The organism is Streptomyces sp. NBC_01214, assembly GCF_026340975.1.
Classification (GTDB): domain Bacteria; phylum Actinomycetota; class Actinomycetes; order Streptomycetales; family Streptomycetaceae; genus Streptomyces.
Window position 1 is genome coordinate 859312 of record NZ_JAPEOS010000003.1, and the last position, 14984, is coordinate 874295.

The 14984-nt window shown below is 69.9% G+C and carries 12 protein-coding genes and 1 pseudogene; 6 read left to right on the plus strand and 7 right to left on the minus strand.

Annotated features, from left to right (window positions below; all coding sequences use genetic code 11):
• Positions 1-17: 17 nt before the first annotated feature.
• The gene (locus OG594_RS40240; RefSeq protein ID WP_266607332.1) at positions 18-2183 is read right to left on the minus strand and encodes a HEAT repeat domain-containing protein; all 2166 of its coding nucleotides are present in this window, start codon (positions 2181-2183) and stop codon (positions 18-20) included.
• A 780-nt stretch (positions 2184-2963) separates the two neighbouring features.
• On the opposite strand from OG594_RS40240, the gene aspS reads away from it, so the two are divergent.
• Positions 2964-4280 carry an aspartate--tRNA(Asn) ligase gene (aspS, locus tag OG594_RS40245; protein WP_266607333.1) on the plus strand — a complete coding sequence of 439 codons (1317 nt, stop codon included), beginning with the start codon at positions 2964-2966 and terminating at the stop codon, positions 4278-4280.
• Between the two features lie 428 nt (positions 4281-4708).
• On the opposite strand, the gene OG594_RS40250 is transcribed toward aspS, so the two are convergent.
• From OG594_RS40250 to OG594_RS40260, 3 genes are all read right to left on the minus strand, one after another.
• Positions 4709-4936: a hypothetical protein gene (locus OG594_RS40250; RefSeq protein ID WP_266607334.1), complete on the minus strand. Its 228-nt coding sequence runs from the start codon at positions 4934-4936 to the stop codon at positions 4709-4711.
• A 111-nt stretch (positions 4937-5047) separates the two neighbouring features.
• Positions 5048-5563 (minus strand): GNAT family N-acetyltransferase, encoded by a 516-nt coding sequence (locus tag OG594_RS40255; RefSeq protein WP_266607335.1) that lies wholly within the window; start codon positions 5561-5563, stop codon positions 5048-5050.
• Between the two features lie 47 nt (positions 5564-5610).
• Complete coding sequence (locus OG594_RS40260; protein ID WP_266607336.1) at positions 5611-5775, minus strand: hypothetical protein; 165 nt, start codon at positions 5773-5775, stop codon at positions 5611-5613.
• 1012 nt (positions 5776-6787) lie between these two features.
• On the opposite strand from OG594_RS40260, the gene OG594_RS40265 reads away from it, so the two are divergent.
• The gene (locus OG594_RS40265; RefSeq protein WP_266607337.1) at positions 6788-7330 is read left to right on the plus strand and encodes an SMI1/KNR4 family protein; all 543 of its coding nucleotides are present in this window, start codon (positions 6788-6790) and stop codon (positions 7328-7330) included.
• Between the two features lie 118 nt (positions 7331-7448).
• On the opposite strand, the pseudogene OG594_RS40270 reads toward OG594_RS40265, so the two are convergent.
• Positions 7449-8199: pseudogene (locus OG594_RS40270) on the minus strand (transposase family protein).
• 895 nt (positions 8200-9094) lie between these two features.
• Here OG594_RS40270 and OG594_RS40275 point away from each other — a divergent pair.
• The 3 genes from OG594_RS40275 to OG594_RS40285 all read left to right on the plus strand — a co-directional run bounded on the left by OG594_RS40275 (position 9095) and on the right by OG594_RS40285 (position 11350).
• Positions 9095-9844, plus strand: coding sequence for a DNA-binding response regulator (locus tag OG594_RS40275; protein WP_266607338.1), 750 nt, complete (start codon positions 9095-9097; stop codon positions 9842-9844).
• A gap of 134 nt (positions 9845-9978) precedes the next feature.
• Positions 9979-10746: a TrmB family transcriptional regulator sugar-binding domain-containing protein gene (locus tag OG594_RS40280; protein WP_266607339.1), complete on the plus strand. Its 768-nt coding sequence runs from the start codon at positions 9979-9981 to the stop codon at positions 10744-10746.
• 391 nt (positions 10747-11137) lie between these two features.
• A complete protein-coding gene (locus tag OG594_RS40285) occupies positions 11138-11350 on the plus strand; it encodes a hypothetical protein (protein WP_266607340.1) in 213 nt (70 codons plus the stop codon).
• A 76-nt stretch (positions 11351-11426) separates the two neighbouring features.
• Here the strand turns inward: OG594_RS40285 and OG594_RS40290 are convergent, their stop codons facing one another.
• Complete coding sequence (locus tag OG594_RS40290; RefSeq protein WP_266607341.1) at positions 11427-13514, minus strand: M20/M25/M40 family metallo-hydrolase; 2088 nt, start codon at positions 13512-13514, stop codon at positions 11427-11429.
• A 379-nt stretch (positions 13515-13893) separates the two neighbouring features.
• Here OG594_RS40290 and OG594_RS40295 point away from each other — a divergent pair, with 379 nt between their 5' ends.
• A complete protein-coding gene (locus tag OG594_RS40295) occupies positions 13894-14169 on the plus strand; it encodes an SH3 domain-containing protein (protein ID WP_266607342.1) in 276 nt (91 codons plus the stop codon).
• A 128-nt stretch (positions 14170-14297) separates the two neighbouring features.
• Here OG594_RS40295 and OG594_RS40300 read toward each other — a convergent pair whose 3' ends face one another.
• Positions 14298-14765 (minus strand): hypothetical protein, encoded by a 468-nt coding sequence (locus tag OG594_RS40300; protein ID WP_266607343.1) that lies wholly within the window; start codon positions 14763-14765, stop codon positions 14298-14300.
• Positions 14766-14984 lie beyond the last annotated feature (219 nt).

Consider the following 14984-nt stretch of genomic DNA (forward strand, 5'->3'; position numbering starts at 1 on the left):
CCGAAGAAGCACGTAGTTCAGAGAACAGACGCCAGCGCGGCGCGCAGCTGTTCGTCCTCGCGGATCATCGCGTGGTCGGACCCGGAGACGACCAAGCGGCGGTCCCCGGTGGCGAGCGCGGCCAGCCGGTCGTGCTGCTCCGGCGTCAGGGCGGCGGCGCCGAGCGCCAGCAGGGCGTCGCAGGCGCCCTTGAGGTCGGCGCGGGTCTCGGCCGAGCGCAGCGCCGCCTCGGCGAGCCGGGTGCGGTCGAGGTCCGCGGGATCGGCGACGGCGAGCAGCCCGAGGACGGCCGACGGTGCTTGGGCCGGGTCGTCGAGGAGAGCTTGGAGCCGGGCGGTCAGCGGGCGCCCGGCCGGGCCGAGCACGGCGATCTCGCGAGCGGCGCGGGCGGCCGTCCAGTGGAACCACTGCCGGCCCTCGCTCCTGTCGAACACCGAGGCCAGCACCGGGACGACCTCGGCCGCCTCACCGGCGATCCGCCACAGGGCGAGCGCCAGGGCGAGGTCCGTGTCCACCTCCGGCGTGGTGTCGCGGTCGGTGGTGCGGCCGAGTGCCGTCCGCAGGGCCGGGGTGAGGTGGGCGGCCGCCGGGCCGAGGTCGGCCAAGGCGCGGGCGCCCTCGACGCCACCGCGCGCACCGGCGGCGAGCGCCGCCTCGGCGGCGGCGAACAGCGGCCCGGTCTCGCCGGTCAGCTCGTGCAGTGCCTGCGCCACGAACAGCTTCCGGGCGCCGGCCCGCAGGGCGGTGGCGGCCAGCTCGCGCTGCTCCGGCCCGGTGCCGGCGGCGACGGCGGCGATTGCGGTGGCGGCGTACGGGAAGCGGGGCAGGACGGCGCACAGTTCGGGCAGCGCCTCGACGGCCTGCGGGCCCCATTGCCGCAGCAGGTGGACCAGCCCGGCGCTGTCGTTGTGGTCCTCGGTCGTCGAGCAACCGCAGTCCCCGCACCCCTCGGGACGCTCCAGCGCCTTGGCGGCCAGGCGAGCGCGGACCGCGGCGAACAGTTCCGGGTCGAACGGGAAGGGGGCATCGGCCGCGGCGTGGGACCCGGGGGCGCACTGCATGGCGCGCGGGCGCCGGTCGAGGGACCGGGCCAGCAGCGGGGCGGCGGCCCGCGGCGCCACCAGGACGAGTGCGGCGAGGGCCTGGTCGGCCGCCTCGTCGTCCGGCTGCGCGGCGAGTTCGGCGAGGACCGGAGCGGCCTCGGCGGCGGCCGGGCCGATCTTGCCCAGCAGCTGGGCGGCCGCCCAGTCGGCGGCGAGCGGGGCGATCGCGGGGACCAGTCGCTGCGGGGCGCTGCGGGACAGGGTGCAGGCGCGGTCGGCCGCCCAGAGAGCCTCGGCCCGCACTTCGGGGCGCTCGTCACGCAGTGCGGCGTCGAGCAGCGCGAGGGCACTCTCGCGGTCGGCGTCGGTGTTCCGCCCCAGCAGGATCCCGACGATGGTGCGCAGCGGCTCCCGGTGCTCGTCCGCGTAGCCGGACCCGGCCGTCTCGCGCGCGGGCAACAGCCCGAGGACGGCGTCGCGGTGCGCGGCGAGCCACGGCTCCCCGGCGTCCAACGCGGCGAACACGGCGGCCAGGCGCAGCGGCGCGGGCGTGTCCGGGCCGAGCAGGGCGCGGGCCTCGGCGACGGCGCCCGCGGGGTCCAACCGGCGGTACGCGGTGAGGAGTTCGGCCCGGACGGCGGGCTCGGTCTCGGTGGCCAGGCGGGACCGGACGGCGGGCAGGGCGGTGCAGGTGTCCCGGGTGTGGCCGACCGTCCAGCCGGCCACCTGCCGGACGGCGGGGTCCTCATCGGCCAGCAGCGATATGAGCAGCGGCAGCTGGGCGGTTACGGCGGCCCGGACGGCGCCCGGCTCGACGTCGTACTCGTCCTCGCTCTCGGCGAGGCAGCCGAGCAGCCGGAGCGCGTCTGCGACCTGCCGGCCGGAGGCGGCGATTCGGGCGAGGTACGGGGCGGCGTCGACGCTGGCCGCGTACACGGTGCCCTGGTGCACGATCGAGCCGTACAGCTCGTGCAGTGCCTCCTCGGCGTCCTCACCGCCCTCGGCGAAGGTGCGCAACAACCCGGGCAGGTCCTCGGCGGGGCCGTAGGCGTGGTGGACGGTGGCCCAGGGGTGGGCGTCGAGCCCGGCGAGGGCGGTGGGGAGCTCCATGGCCGTGATCTTCGCAGGGACCTCCGACATCCGCTCAGAACAGGTGCCGCAGACAGGCCGACAGGCCCCGGGCCGTTCGAGGAAGCGGCGCCAGTGGTCGACGGGTTCGACGTCCTGCCAGGGGGTACTGGGCTACGTCTCCCGAGCACGCGCCCGGCCCCGCAGCGGGCTGATGCCGACGGCCGCTTCGGCCACGGCCTGATGTTCGGTATGGCCGACCACATGGTCCGCGCGAGGTTGTGCCTCGTGGAGGAGACCAGGCCGGGCGACACGGTCCTCGACGGCGCGGTCTTCGGCCCGCAGCCCGTGTTCGAGGACACCGCGTTGCAGGTCCTCGCGCGTGCGGCAGCGTCGGCTCCGCATCCGGCGTGGCTCACGCGCCGGCCGCCGCTCACGGCATCGGCGATGAGCTCACGGCGGAGGCGACCTGAGAACAGGGGTGGGGGAGGGGCCTCGTGCTGGCTTCGCTGCCGTGGCTGGTGCGAGAAGCGTGTCCGGATCATTTCCGTTGTGCCGAACCTGACCGTGTACCTATCCTCATCTCAACGCGTCGACGGAGACGAGTAGCCAGGGATCACGCGAGCAGAGAGAGCCGCCGGTAGCTGTGAAGGCGGACTCGTGCCCCATGGTGAAGACCCTCCCGAGCGCGGGGAGGAAAGGCCCCCGGGCCCAATGCCCCGCCGGTTCGCCCCCGTCATCGGGCTGAACGAGGCCGCCGCTTTCTGGCGGTGGCAAAGGCGTGGTGGCACCGCGAGTACCCTTCTCGCCCACGCTTCCAAGGGATCATGACGACGCCCCTGGAGGGCTGAGATGATCCACACGACCAGCCGCGTACTGGTTTCCGACCTACGCGCACACGTCGACCAGACCGTGACCGTCTCCGGCTGGGTGAACGCACTTCGGCTGCAGCGCACGATGCAGTTCGTCATCCTGCGGGACCACTCCGGCATGGTCCAGGTGACCCACAAGCGCGACGGCGGCCCGCTCGAAGCCGTCATCGAGTCGCTCACCCCCGAGTCCGCCGTCCGGATCACCGGCCGTGTCGTAGCGACGCCCCAGGTCAAGCTGGGTGGCCTGGAGCTCGTCCCCGAGTCGGTCGAGGTGCTGAACCGGGCGGAGACGCCCCTGCCGATCGACGAGCGCACCGGCCCCGAGCACCGGCTCGACTGGCGGTTCCTCGACGTGCGCAAGCGCGCCGCCGCGCAACTGGTGTTCGCCGTGCAGACGACCCTGGAGCAGGGGCTGCGCGAGTACGCCGTGCGACACGGCTGCACGGAGATGCACACGCCGAAGCTGATGGGCACCGCCTCGGAGTCCGGCGCGGAGGTGTTCAAGCTCGGATACTTCGACCGCTCGGCCTATCTCGCGCAGTCGCCGCAGTTCTACAAGCAGATGGCCGTGGCCGCCGGCATCGACCGGGTCTTTGAGATCGGTCCCGTCTTCCGGGCCGAGCCGTCGTACACCTCGCGGCATGCGACCGAGTTCACCGGCGTGGACGTCGAGCTGTCGTGGATCGACGACGTCGAGGACGTGATGGTCTTCGAGGAGCGGATGCTCGCCCACGCCATCGCGAAGGTCGCCGAGGTCCACGGCGAGGCGATCCGGGAGGTCTTCGGCATCGAGGTCGTGGTGCCGGAGGCTCCGTTCCCCAGGATCACGATGGCCGAGGCGCAGGAGATCCTGCGGGCCGGCGGCTGGGACCCCGAGGGCGTCAAGGAGGACCTGGACCCGGAGGGCGAACGGGCCATCGGCGCCCACATGAAGGAGCTCACGGGCCACGAGTTCGTGTTCGTCACGCACTACCCGGCCAGCATCCGGCCCTTCTACCACATGCGTCCGGCGGACCGGCCGGACCTGACGCTCAGCTTCGACCTGCTCTGGAAGGGCCTGGAGATCACTACCGGGGCCCAGCGTGAGCACCGCTCCGACGTGCTGCTCAAGCAGGCCGAGGAGAAGGGCATGGACACCGAGCCGATGCAGGACTACATGAACATCTTCCGCTTCGGCTGCCCGCCCCACGGCGGCCTCGGCGCTGGCCTGGGCCGGATCCTGATGGTCATGCTCGGCCTGGACTCCATCCGCGAGGCCTCGTTCCTGTTCCGCGGCCCGAACCGCCTCACCCCCTGAGCCAGGGGGCAACAGGGACGGCGCCGTGCGCGGTGCGGCCAGGGCCGAGGGCCCACCGGGTTCGGCCTGCCCGGCACTACTGCGGTGGGGGTCAGCCCCGACGCCCCCCGGCCGCGTGCCCGCCCGTACCTCCGCGCCCCGCGATCACAGGCCAGCGCTCATCCTTCCGTCCCGGCCCTCCACGTCCGCACGCCGCTCCTGCTGGACGCGGTCCGCGAGCGCCGGGACGGCAAGCCCGTTGCCCACCGCGTTGCGGCGTCCAGCCCCGGGGGCCCCGGGCCCCGGTCCGCCCGGTCGACGAGATCCGCATGAGCCGGCGCCCACCGCTGGATCTGCGGGCCGCGAGCGTGTCGCCGCACCAGCGGACCATGGCCTCCGAACGGGGTCCGGAACCCGTACCAGGAACCCGTACCCGGAGGCCAGGGCGGTCAGATGGCCTCCTGGCGCTCGGGCGCCTTCCGCGTCTTCATCCCGCCGACGATGAGCGCCAGCCCCACGACGACGACGCCGAGGTAAGCGGTGGACGGAAGGTCGACGACCTTGTGCATCCAGCCCCACTCCGTGCCGAAGAAGGTCTGCGAAGCGAAGCTGATGAGCCCCTGGGCTCCTACGACGTAGCCGATGCTTTCGATGGTGTATCCGATGGTTGTTCGCACGGATCAACCCTCTCGCGGCGGCGCCACGAGATCGTCCTCCACAGGACCGAAATCACAGTAGGCCAAAGGATGCAGTCGCCGTTGTGGCGCATCGCGTCAGCAGCGTTGGCGTCAGATGCTGCCGAAGGGTTCGGGGTAGATGAACTCGCCTTGCACGGAAGGGTCGTAGGCGGCCAGGGTGCGGATCTGGAACAGGTGCTCCCAGGCCGGATCCTCGCCGACGATGCCGAAGTCAGTGCTCGGGCGGAAGCCGAACCGCCCGTAGAAGTCGGGGTCGCCGAGGACAACGACCATCGGGGCGTCGAGGGCGTCCGCCGCAGCGAGAGCGGCGTGGACCAGGGCCGTTCCGAAGCCGCGGCGGCGATGGTCGCAGTGAACACCGAGCAGGCTGAGGTTGGGGACTCGGGCGGTACCGATTCGGCCCCAGGTGCACAGAGCGTGGCCGATGACCGCGCCGTCTTCGTCCTCGGCCACCAGCGAGAGTGCTGGGATCCAGCTTTCACCCTTTTGCAGTGCGTCCCGCAGCATCACCTCCACAGGTTCCTCCTCGTGCGGTTTGTAGGAGGAGGCGATGGTCACCGCACGGACAGCGGCCAGGTCGGCGGGGGTTTCGCGTCTGATCAGCACCGACGTAGTGTGGCCCTCCGGCCGACCTGGTGTGCGTGCGGGGGCCGTCACGGAGAACGGTGCGCCAGCTCGTGCCGGTGCGGGCCGGCCCGCATCAGCACCCAAGCCCAGGTGGAGGCGTCGTACGCCTGGGGCAACGCGTACCGGCGCGTCGGGCTCGTACCCGCCGCCGAGTCGTGGGCCTCGATGCGGAAGTCAGGCTCCTCGCGCACTGCCGATGGCCACGAGGCTCTGCACCATCGAGTCGGTCACCGGCCTCCACCGCATGGGGGAGGCCGACCTCATTCTCCGGCTGGAAGTCTCCGACCGCACCGTCCTTCGACGATCGACGTCATGAGACAAGTGACGCAGCAGGAGCCTCAGATGACGGCGACTGCGGTCGACGCATCCATGGCGCTCGGCGGCGGCGGAACACCCGGACGTCACTCCCACGGCCGGTCCGAAGACCGAGAAGGCGTGAACGGTGCTCAGGTACGGTGCCGTCGTCGCCACGCTGCCGTATCGGCTCTTCAAGGTCATCTGGGTCTGCGGCGGCGGCCTCGGCATCATGGACCGCGAAATGGCCCAGCGTTCAACCCTGTTCGTGGCGAACCTGGCGACGCTGGGGACGGCCGGGGTAGCCCTGCTCATCGCGCTTGACTTCACCCACGGCTGGCGGCGGCCGTCACCGCCGTCCACGGCGCCCGGGCGGCCGCCGCGATCGGCCTCCCCCTTCCGTCCACCGCGTCCCCCGTCGCGCCCCCCGACTGGCTCCTGGTCGCCCTGACCTGGCTCGGCGGCGGCACGATGCTCGCCCGGGGCTGTTGGGCGTTGATCACCATGGGCCAGTTCCACCCCGACGCCACCCTCGGCGACAACGGAACCACCGTGGGCGTCCAGGCCTCCCAGATGGAGATCGTGGCCGGCATGCTCGTCGGCACGAGCGGCGCCCACCTCCTGGCCGCTTTCAACCCGATCTCCCGGGGCCACCGTTCGCGGGGCCCGCGGCCAGCGCGGGCCCCTCCCTCGACCCCGACGGGGAACCGGGGAACGGCGAGCGTCCCCAGGCCTGAGCAGCGGGAGTTACTGAGCCTTTTCAGAGTGGCCACTGATCGGGTGACTCGGGTCGAGTCAGGTTGAGGACCGCAACGCACAGGGCTCCCGCGCCGTTGAAAGAGGTGTTCGAACTACAGTAGGTGAGCCCGTTTGGTGGGATAGCGAATCCGTGCAGAGAGGCAGCGGGGAATGAGTGTGGTGGAGAGCTGGTCCCGCGTAATGAATCTCCTCCGGGAGTATGCTCCGGCCGATCACGCGGACCTGCCCGGCCCGGCCCCGGAGCGGATGCTCGCGGCCGCCGAGGAGCGCATGAGTCTCTCATTGCCTCAGGACCTGCGCGTGTGGCTGCTGCAGAACAACCTGGATCTCCCCGAGGACGATGTGGACGACGACGTCGCCTGCTGCGGTTACGCCGGGTTCCCGGACGAGGCGAGCTTCTTTCTGGGCATCCGGGCGATGGAGAAGCTCCACGCCAACCACCCCTTGTCCGGTGGGGACGAATGGCGCGATGAGTGGATCCCGTTCCTGTCGGATCAGGATGCCTGGACGGGGCGGTTCATCGATGTGACGGACGGACGTATCGGCAGATGGTTCGTGGGTGAGCCCACGACCACCGGCCAGTACCCGTCACTGGCCCACTACTTCGACTCCGTGGCGGAGATGCTGACGAGGATCGGCGCGGGGGACTATCCGGTCTGTTCCGTTGCCGAAGGGCGACTTGTCTGGTCGTGAGGCCCCGTGGCCGTGAACGGAAGTGCCCCCGGAACCGAAGAACGGTCGGGGGCACTTCTCATGATCTGGTTGCGGCGTGGGAGCGGTGAATCCGTCGAGGTCGACCCAGTGGGGATTTTCAGCGTTGACGCTCCAGAGTGAGGACGGCGGCGGCGATGGCCGTCATGCGGTTGGGGCTGCAGCGGGCTTTGCGGAAGATGCGCCAGGACTTGAGTTGCGCGACGCTTCGTTCGACGGGTGCCCGCGCCGCTGACAGGGCCCGGTTGATCGTCTGCTGGGTCGTGGTCAGGTCCCGGTTCGGGAGCCGTATGAACGGTGTGGTCACCCAGGGGCCGGCCCCGATGTAGGCACGGTCGGCGAGGACGGGGACGCCCTGGCGTTCGCAGATCCGGATGATGCGGTGGGTGCGGGCGGCGGTCAGGTCGTGGGTGCGGCCGGGCAGTGCGGGTGAGATCCACAGCAGGTCGCCCGCGGGATCGGCCACGACTTGCACGTTCACTCCGTGACGGCGGTGCTTCTGGGAGAAGCCGGCCCGGCTGTCGCCGACCCGGTCGCACTCGGCGAGCGTCCCGTCGAGCAGGACGTAGTCCGGATCGGCCTCGCGCAGGACCCGCAGGAGGCCGGGTGCCCGGCCGGACAGGTGCTGGACGACGGCCGTCACGTAGGCGTGGGCGGTGCCGACGGATATGCCGAAGCCGGCGGCGATCTGCGCGAGCGTGTCGTGCCGGCGGAGGTGGACCAGGCCCACAAGGTCACGCTGATGGGGCGGCAGCTTGCAGCGGCGGTCACCCTCACGGGTGACGATGAGCATGGATACCCACTCGAACCAGAGCATGAGGCAGGTCGAGCGCGGCAGGATGGGGAACCAACAGGGCTCCTGTGCCGATGGGTTGAGACTTCGAACACCTCCCTCAACGGCGCGGGAGCCCTGTGCGTTGCGATCCTCATCCTGACTCGGCCTGGGTCACTCGACCAGTGGCCACTCTGAAAGAGCTCACTGTCAGTTGGGGAACGTTTGGATGAAATATGTCCGGCGGCCCGTGCTCTTCATCTTCACAACTCGGACGAGGTTTCCGGCCGAGCGAAATATGAGAGGCCGGACGGGGAGTATTTCGGCCAGTGCTCGGCTTATGGTCGCGCGGTGGTTGGCGAAATTTAACACCCGCGGGTGACTTGAAAGAATGTAGGCGCACTGGGTCCGTACCGTCGAGCGGTGCGAGATCGGCCGAAATGCGCGGTTTGGTGGTAGTTCGCCAGCAATGCACCGAAGTGTCGCCGGTATCGGGGTCGTTGTTCGCGCTGGAGGGCCCTTCTGGGCGGCGTGTGACGTCTTGCCGCTTGGGCGTGGCAGGTGAGGACCAGCCACTTTCGGGGGCTCGGGTGACCACTACCGGCCACTCCCGTGACGGTCTGTAATGAATTTGATTCGTTTGGTTATTGAAAGTGATAAGGGGAAGTCTTGCTTCCGGGGAGTGGTGCAGCTAGCTGACAGGGGGTGTTTAAACTGGAAGGCAATGCAGGCGGCGCCGAATTGTTGAATTTGGGACGGTCTTGCGGGTCAATGTTTTGTTGACTGGCTCGATCGTTGCAAACTACTGTCGGTTGGGCCCTGGTGGGCCATCGCTTGTTGACGTCAAGAGTGTGCCCGTCAAGTTTTAGCGGAACGTTGTCGTGGGACGGCTGATGCAGGTCTCGACCGGAGCGTGTACGGCCTGGATTGACGAGGGAGCGCAAGTGCCAACTGTGGTCGGGGGTCCACAAGAAATGAAGAAGGTACCGGAGGGGGCGGATGATGATCATGCTGAACACCTGGAGCGGGCGCTGTTACAGGCCCGCGAACTGATCGAATCCACCGTCTCCCTGAACAGGCGCCGCCCCGTCGCGCCGTCAGCAGTGGTGCGTACCGATGTCGCGATGCTTGGCGAAGCCCTGGAGCGGCACATCGGTCGTGCCCGGTACTCGGTCAGCGTGGCGCGAACGGGCACCGGTGAGTTCGCCGACGCCGTGATGAGATCACTCCCCGCGATCCCATCCCGTGTGGCAGTGCGAGTGCTGTGTACGGATGAGTCGTCGGATCCCGCCCTGGCCCGGTACGCCCAGATGTCCAATACTCGGGTGGAAGTTCGGGTTTCGGAAAGTGAACTGCGCGAGATCCTGGTCGTCGACAGCACTGAGGCACTCGTGCGCGCGGCGGGTAATGCAGCTGCGCCCGCCACCGTTGTGGACGACGCCGCTGCCGCGCGCGCCCTGGGACTGCTCTTCGCTGGCGTCTGGGCCCGGGGTCGTAGCCTCGACGAGCATCTACAAATGCGTCCGCGCCTGCGGACGGAACTGGCCCGGAACATCCTTGAGCAGCTCGGTTCGGGCAGCAGCGACGAAGCCGCCGCCAATGAGCTCAATGTTTCCCTGCGGACGTACCGCCGCTATGTAGCGGAAATCATGCGGGAACTCGATGCGAACTCCAGGTTCCAGGCCGGCGCGCGTGCGGTGGAACTGGGCCTGCTCTCGGCGTAGCAGCGACTTCGCGGAGCAAGTCGGAGGCGGTTCGTAGCGGCTTGCGGACCGCAGTGGTAAATACCTATCGGGGGATGGTGTAGTAAGACGTGTCCAGATTACCAATGGGCGTTTTCCGAAAATCAGAGGACGACTTGGAGCATGCCCTGCTGGAAGTGCGGGCGCTCATCGAGTCGGCCATGGAGATTCACCGCGGTCGCAACCAGCAGGAACATCAGGTCACCGCCGTCGATGGTGGCTACGGTGAATTGCTCGATGCTGCGGAACAACTGATCGGCCAGGCCCGCCACAGTATTGAAATCGTGTATGCCCGGATCGTGAATTCCGAGGAACTGTCCGAGCGCGGGAACGTCTTGCAGCGGCAACTGATCCACAAGGCGGCCCGATCGGTCTCGGTACGGCTGCTGACGACACCCACACTGCTCGACGAGTCATTCGTACGGAATCAACGTGGCAGGGACCGGGCAGTGGCCATCCGGGTGGCCCGGATCCCCCCGCTCCAGGCGCTGATCGTCGACGGTGTCCAGGGCTTGGTCGTGGCAGAGTCCGCGGCGGGGCGCCGGGCCTCGGTCCTCCGGGTACCCGAGGTGCTGCACAACCTCCGCACCCTTTTCGAGGGCATGTGGAGCCATGCGGCGCCGGCCGGGCGGCCCATCGTCTTCGGCGGCCGCGACCGGGCCGTGCTCGCCCGCCAGATACTCGGCTCCCTACGTGTCGGGGTCACCGACGAGGTGGCGGCGCGCGAACTCACCGTATCGGTGCGGACCTACCGTCGCTACGTCGCGGAGATCATGCAGCTGCTCGGTGCCAATTCCCGATTCCAGGCTGGGGTGCGGGCCACCGAATTGGGCCTGCTTCCGCCACCCGGATCGCCGGCAACGGTCGGCAATGCGCGGCCGTAGGGTTCGCTTGGCAGCTTCCTGAAAGGGCGTTGCAGCCGCTGTGCCGGGACGGTTGCATGGGGCACGGAAACGACTTCCCGGTCTCCGGGGAGACGTTCCCCGACGGCAGCCCACCCCCGTGCGCCGTCGTTTGGCGGGGGTCCGGAGACCGCTCCGGTCCGGGCCCCCGTCCGTCCCCGAGAGCAATGCGCCGTCGGCGCCTCCGCGTTCCGGACCGGGCCGGATCGGAGCCGCGTGCGATCGGAGCCGCGCGGGATCGGAGCCGCGCGGGATCGGAGCCGCGCGGGATCCTGCGGCGCGGGCAACCCGGCGTGCACTTACCGCAAGATCAACCAACGGAACGGGGGCGGTAGGATCTTGTACGACGGGAAGCAGGAGAGGACGGCGCGACATGGCGAAGAACCCGCGGAACAAGGCTCTGGTGCAGGCATGGTCCATCTGGGCCCTTGCGGCGTGCCTCATGCTGGACAACGTGACCGGCCTCAGCCCGCTGGAGTGGTTCTGCAAGGCGCTCTTCGCCGTCATCACCGTGTCGGCGGTCCGCGAGAGCTGGAGCTGGATCAAGTTCCGGCGTACGCAGACTGACCTTCCGGCCGACGCGTAACCACGCGACGCGAAACCTGCATCCGGTGCCGCGCAGTTCAGCGGTGCGCGGCACCGGCTTCATCAGGTGGGCGCGGCTACAGGCCCGCGAAGGTCAGGGCGGTCGCGGTGACGGAGCGGGCGATCGCGGCCGCGTACTGAGTGTCGTGGTCCTCGTCGAGGAGGGTGTCGCCGGGCGTGTGGTACTTCCGGGTACCGGTCCCTCCTTGGCTGCCGTCGGCACGGAAGAGGTCCTCGGAAACGGCGATGGCCGCCCATCCCCGCTCGTGGAAGCTCGCGTGGTCGCTCCGCCCCAAGGCGGGGTCTCCAGCTCCGGTGAGTTGCTGGACCTCGAACCCGGAGGCGATGGCGGGGACGGTCCGCGCGACCAGGTCACCGAGCGCGTCGGAGGCGGCCACGACCGGCCCGGGTACGGAGGAGCCTGCATGGATCTCCACCGCGGGCGGGCTGCCGTCCTGCAAACCGGCGATCATGTCCATTTGGAAGACTCCGGCGATGTGGTCGTCCGCCGCCGCGGCGGCGCGCGCGTAGCGCTTGCTGCCGACGAGCGCCTGCTCCTCGGCATTGAAGAGGACGAAGCGGACGTGGCGCGTCGGCGCTCTGCCCTCTGCGACGAGCGCGTGCAGACATTCCGCCGCGGCCATGACCGCCGCGGTGCCGCTCCCGTCGTCGTCCGCACCGGGCGCCGGGTCCACCGTGGGGTCGTAGGGGCGGGGGTCGCCGTTCGCATCGACGAAGTGGCCGCTCTGCGCCGTCGAATCCAGATGCCCCGTGAGGAGAACGGCGGAGTCGGCCCCCTCGACGCGGTGCTCGGCCTCGACGTTGAACAATTGGCGTCCCCTCCATCTGAACGCATGCCGTCGGACCACCAGCCCCAGATCCTGGAAGTGCCGGACCAACGCGTCCACGACGAGCCCGTTGTCGGCATGCGCCGCGTCACGGCTGCGGACCTTCAGCGGCTCGCCCGGGACCAGCGGTTCGACGCCGGAGATGCGGGCCACGTGGGTACGGAGCGCCTCGGGCGTCACGGTCGCGCGCACGGCCGCGAGCGTCTCGGGGGAGGGAAGACCGTCGCCCGTCCCGTCGAACCCGGCGGACAGGGCCGCGGTGAATTCCTCGGCCTGCGTCTCACCGGGGCGTGACAGGAGCGCCGGGTCCGGCAGCAGGCGCTCGGTGTGTCCGGGTTTGGCTCCCTGCGTGTGCACTTCCTCGATCGGGACACCGGCGGGCGAAGCGACGTAGACACCGCCGGGCGCCGGACCGAGCGACGAGATCTGCCGCGGGTACCCGGTCAGCTCGCCCGAGGCGAAGCAGAACGCGGCCGCTGCGCGCATCGCCCCTTCGGCCGCCGTCCGGGATCCGTCCGAGGTGCCCGCGAAGGACTCCGGCACCGGGACCGGGCGGTCGTCCCTGACCAGGAAGGCCGCGGTGTCCTCCACCTGTTCCCGCACATCGGTCGTGAACCCTGCCTGTTGGAGGGCCTCGACCCCGAGTGCGGTCGCCATGGCGAGTACGAGCCGAGGGGAGGCGACGTGCACGGGAACGGCTTCCGTGCCGTTCGCCACCGACTCCAGTGCGCCCAGGGTCCGACCTTCCGGCACGTCGATCCTCGTCCAGAAGACCGGGCGGTTCTCGATGGCGGCCCGGGTGAACACGGGGTGGGGCGCCACGCGCATGCCCGCCGTGCGGGCGAACGCGCGCTCGTCGTGGTCCTCGCCCACGAAGACGCAGTCGTCGGCCGCGCTGCCCGTGCTCGCGACCGCGTCGTCGAAGATCGCGCGGCTGTCCTTGGGACCGAAGTGAATGAGGTGGTCGTCCGGGAACCGGCCGGGGAAGGCCTCGTGCAGGGCTTCCGTGAGCTTCGCGACCGCATCCTGTTCGGCGCCCGGGTTGGAGATGATGCCCTTGGGTTCTCCTGCGAAAGCGTCGAGGACCTGGGAGACGCGGGGGCGAGGACGCAACAGCCAGGAGCCGTCCGCCTCAAGACGGCCGTCCGCCAATGTCGCCCCGATGTCGAAGAAGAGCGTGGTCATCTCGGTGCCTCCGATGATCCGGTTGGAACCGCGCGGGGAACCGTGCAGGGAACCGCGCAGGGAACCGAGCAGCAGACTCAGCCGGGTTGCGCTCCTCCCACACTGGGCTCCCTGCCCCTCCTCAATCGTCACGCACCGTAATGGTCGGGGCAACCGGAAGCGCGGGGTGCTCACCGCGTTCGCGATCCGGCGTGCCGGTCATCTGGCCCTGCTCCACGCCGTGTACGGGGTGCACGTGAGCTACGTAGCAGAGTACCCGGCGGCCCGGCGCCGGGTCGGTCCGTCACAGCGGGTGATTGAACTGTCATCATTGTTCTGCTGGATCGTTGAAGTCGTGACCGACGATCCGGCGGCGGTCGCGGGGCGGAACCATCGGAATGATGCTCCGCCGCCGGTCGTGGGGACGCCCCGCACGCCTCCGGCTCCCCGACGGGCAGGGGCCCTACCGTGCAAGCAACCCGTCCGCGCACAGCGGACCACGTCCCGCCACCCAGGCGCTCTCTTGGAGGTCATGATGCCCAGTCCAGCCCAGCCGTTCGGAACGGTCGTCAGCAGTAGCGGTGTCAACCTGCGGAAGTATCCGAGTACCGACTCCTCCCTCGTCGGCAACCTGAGCCACGGCGCCGTGGTCGGTCTGCACAGCAAGGTGAACGCGCAGATCATCGACGGCAACGGCATCTGGTACCTGCTGCGCGACCAGGCGGTGTGGGTCGCCGCCCGCCACGTCGACAACACCGGAGACGTGCCGCTGTCCAAGGACGCCAAGCCCGCCGGGCCCCAGGGCTGACGGCGGGTTCGCCCTGAGCACGTCCCAGGCCGTCCGGGGGCAGCCCGTGGCTGTCCCCGGGGTCGGACCGGTGGTGCGTACCCCTGCACCGCGCGGTCAGAGGGCCTGCGGGTCAGCGGGTCAGCGGGTCAGCGGGCCTGCGGTGAGGCGCTGGTCAGGAACCTCTCCAGCGCAAGACGCGCCGTCTCGCCCCGCCCTGCGCGGTCCTGCTCGTCCTGTGCCGCATGGATCTCGGTCGTGGCATCGAGAGCCTCCTGGGCCAACTCGATCAAGACGGAATCGCCGCACATCAGGCGAACCCGGCAGAGTGCTGCCGTGGAGTCAGCCCGCCGCTGGTAGGACGCCTCGCGCGCACTGCTGAACTGAGGGCTGTCCGGGTCGGCCTGCTCCAAGTGCCAGCGGTCGTTCTGGCTCCGGCGGAAGTCGGTGAGTGCCGCCGCGAAGGCGCTGTACGCGCTGATCCGTTCGTGCCACACCTGTTGGTCCCGGGCGAACCGTTCCGCCTGACGGGCTATGTGCCGTTGGAACAAGAAGGTGAGGGTGGACCCGGCCAGCGTTGCGAACACGGCGACGAGGCTCGTGAGGGCGGCATTCATGTCGTGAGGATCCCCCCTGCCGGTGGCTCGCATCCGCGCCCCGACCGGGTCCGGGCGGGTGGGGCCCGGCGAACCCGGGGGTGCACGGGGGACGGCCCGCTGCCGACGTGCCGCGACGCGGCGATACTGAAGGGAGCCGACTGCTCGACCCCTGGTCTGCGATCACTCTGGGCAGTCGCTGGGGCAATGCCCGCTGTGCGGTCCGTTCGGCAGGTCGAA

What these genes read in the sequence shown, in the direction of transcription:
- OG594_RS40275 (WP_266607338.1), top strand. Translation starts at nt 9,095, where the DNA reads ATGAAGAAGGTACCGGAGGGGGCGGATGATGATCATGCTGAACACCTG.
- OG594_RS40300 (WP_266607343.1), bottom strand. Translation starts at nt 14,765, where the DNA reads ATGAATGCCGCCCTCACGAGCCTCGTCGCCGTGTTCGCAACGCTGGCC.
- OG594_RS40265 (WP_266607337.1), top strand. Translation starts at nt 6,788, where the DNA reads ATGAGTGTGGTGGAGAGCTGGTCCCGCGTAATGAATCTCCTCCGGGAG.
- aspS (WP_266607333.1), top strand. Translation starts at nt 2,964, where the DNA reads ATGATCCACACGACCAGCCGCGTACTGGTTTCCGACCTACGCGCACAC.
- OG594_RS40295 (WP_266607342.1), top strand. Translation starts at nt 13,894, where the DNA reads ATGATGCCCAGTCCAGCCCAGCCGTTCGGAACGGTCGTCAGCAGTAGC.
- OG594_RS40240 (WP_266607332.1), bottom strand. Translation starts at nt 2,183, where the DNA reads ATGTCGGAGGTCCCTGCGAAGATCACGGCCATGGAGCTCCCCACCGCC.
- OG594_RS40285 (WP_266607340.1), top strand. Translation starts at nt 11,138, where the DNA reads ATGGCGAAGAACCCGCGGAACAAGGCTCTGGTGCAGGCATGGTCCATC.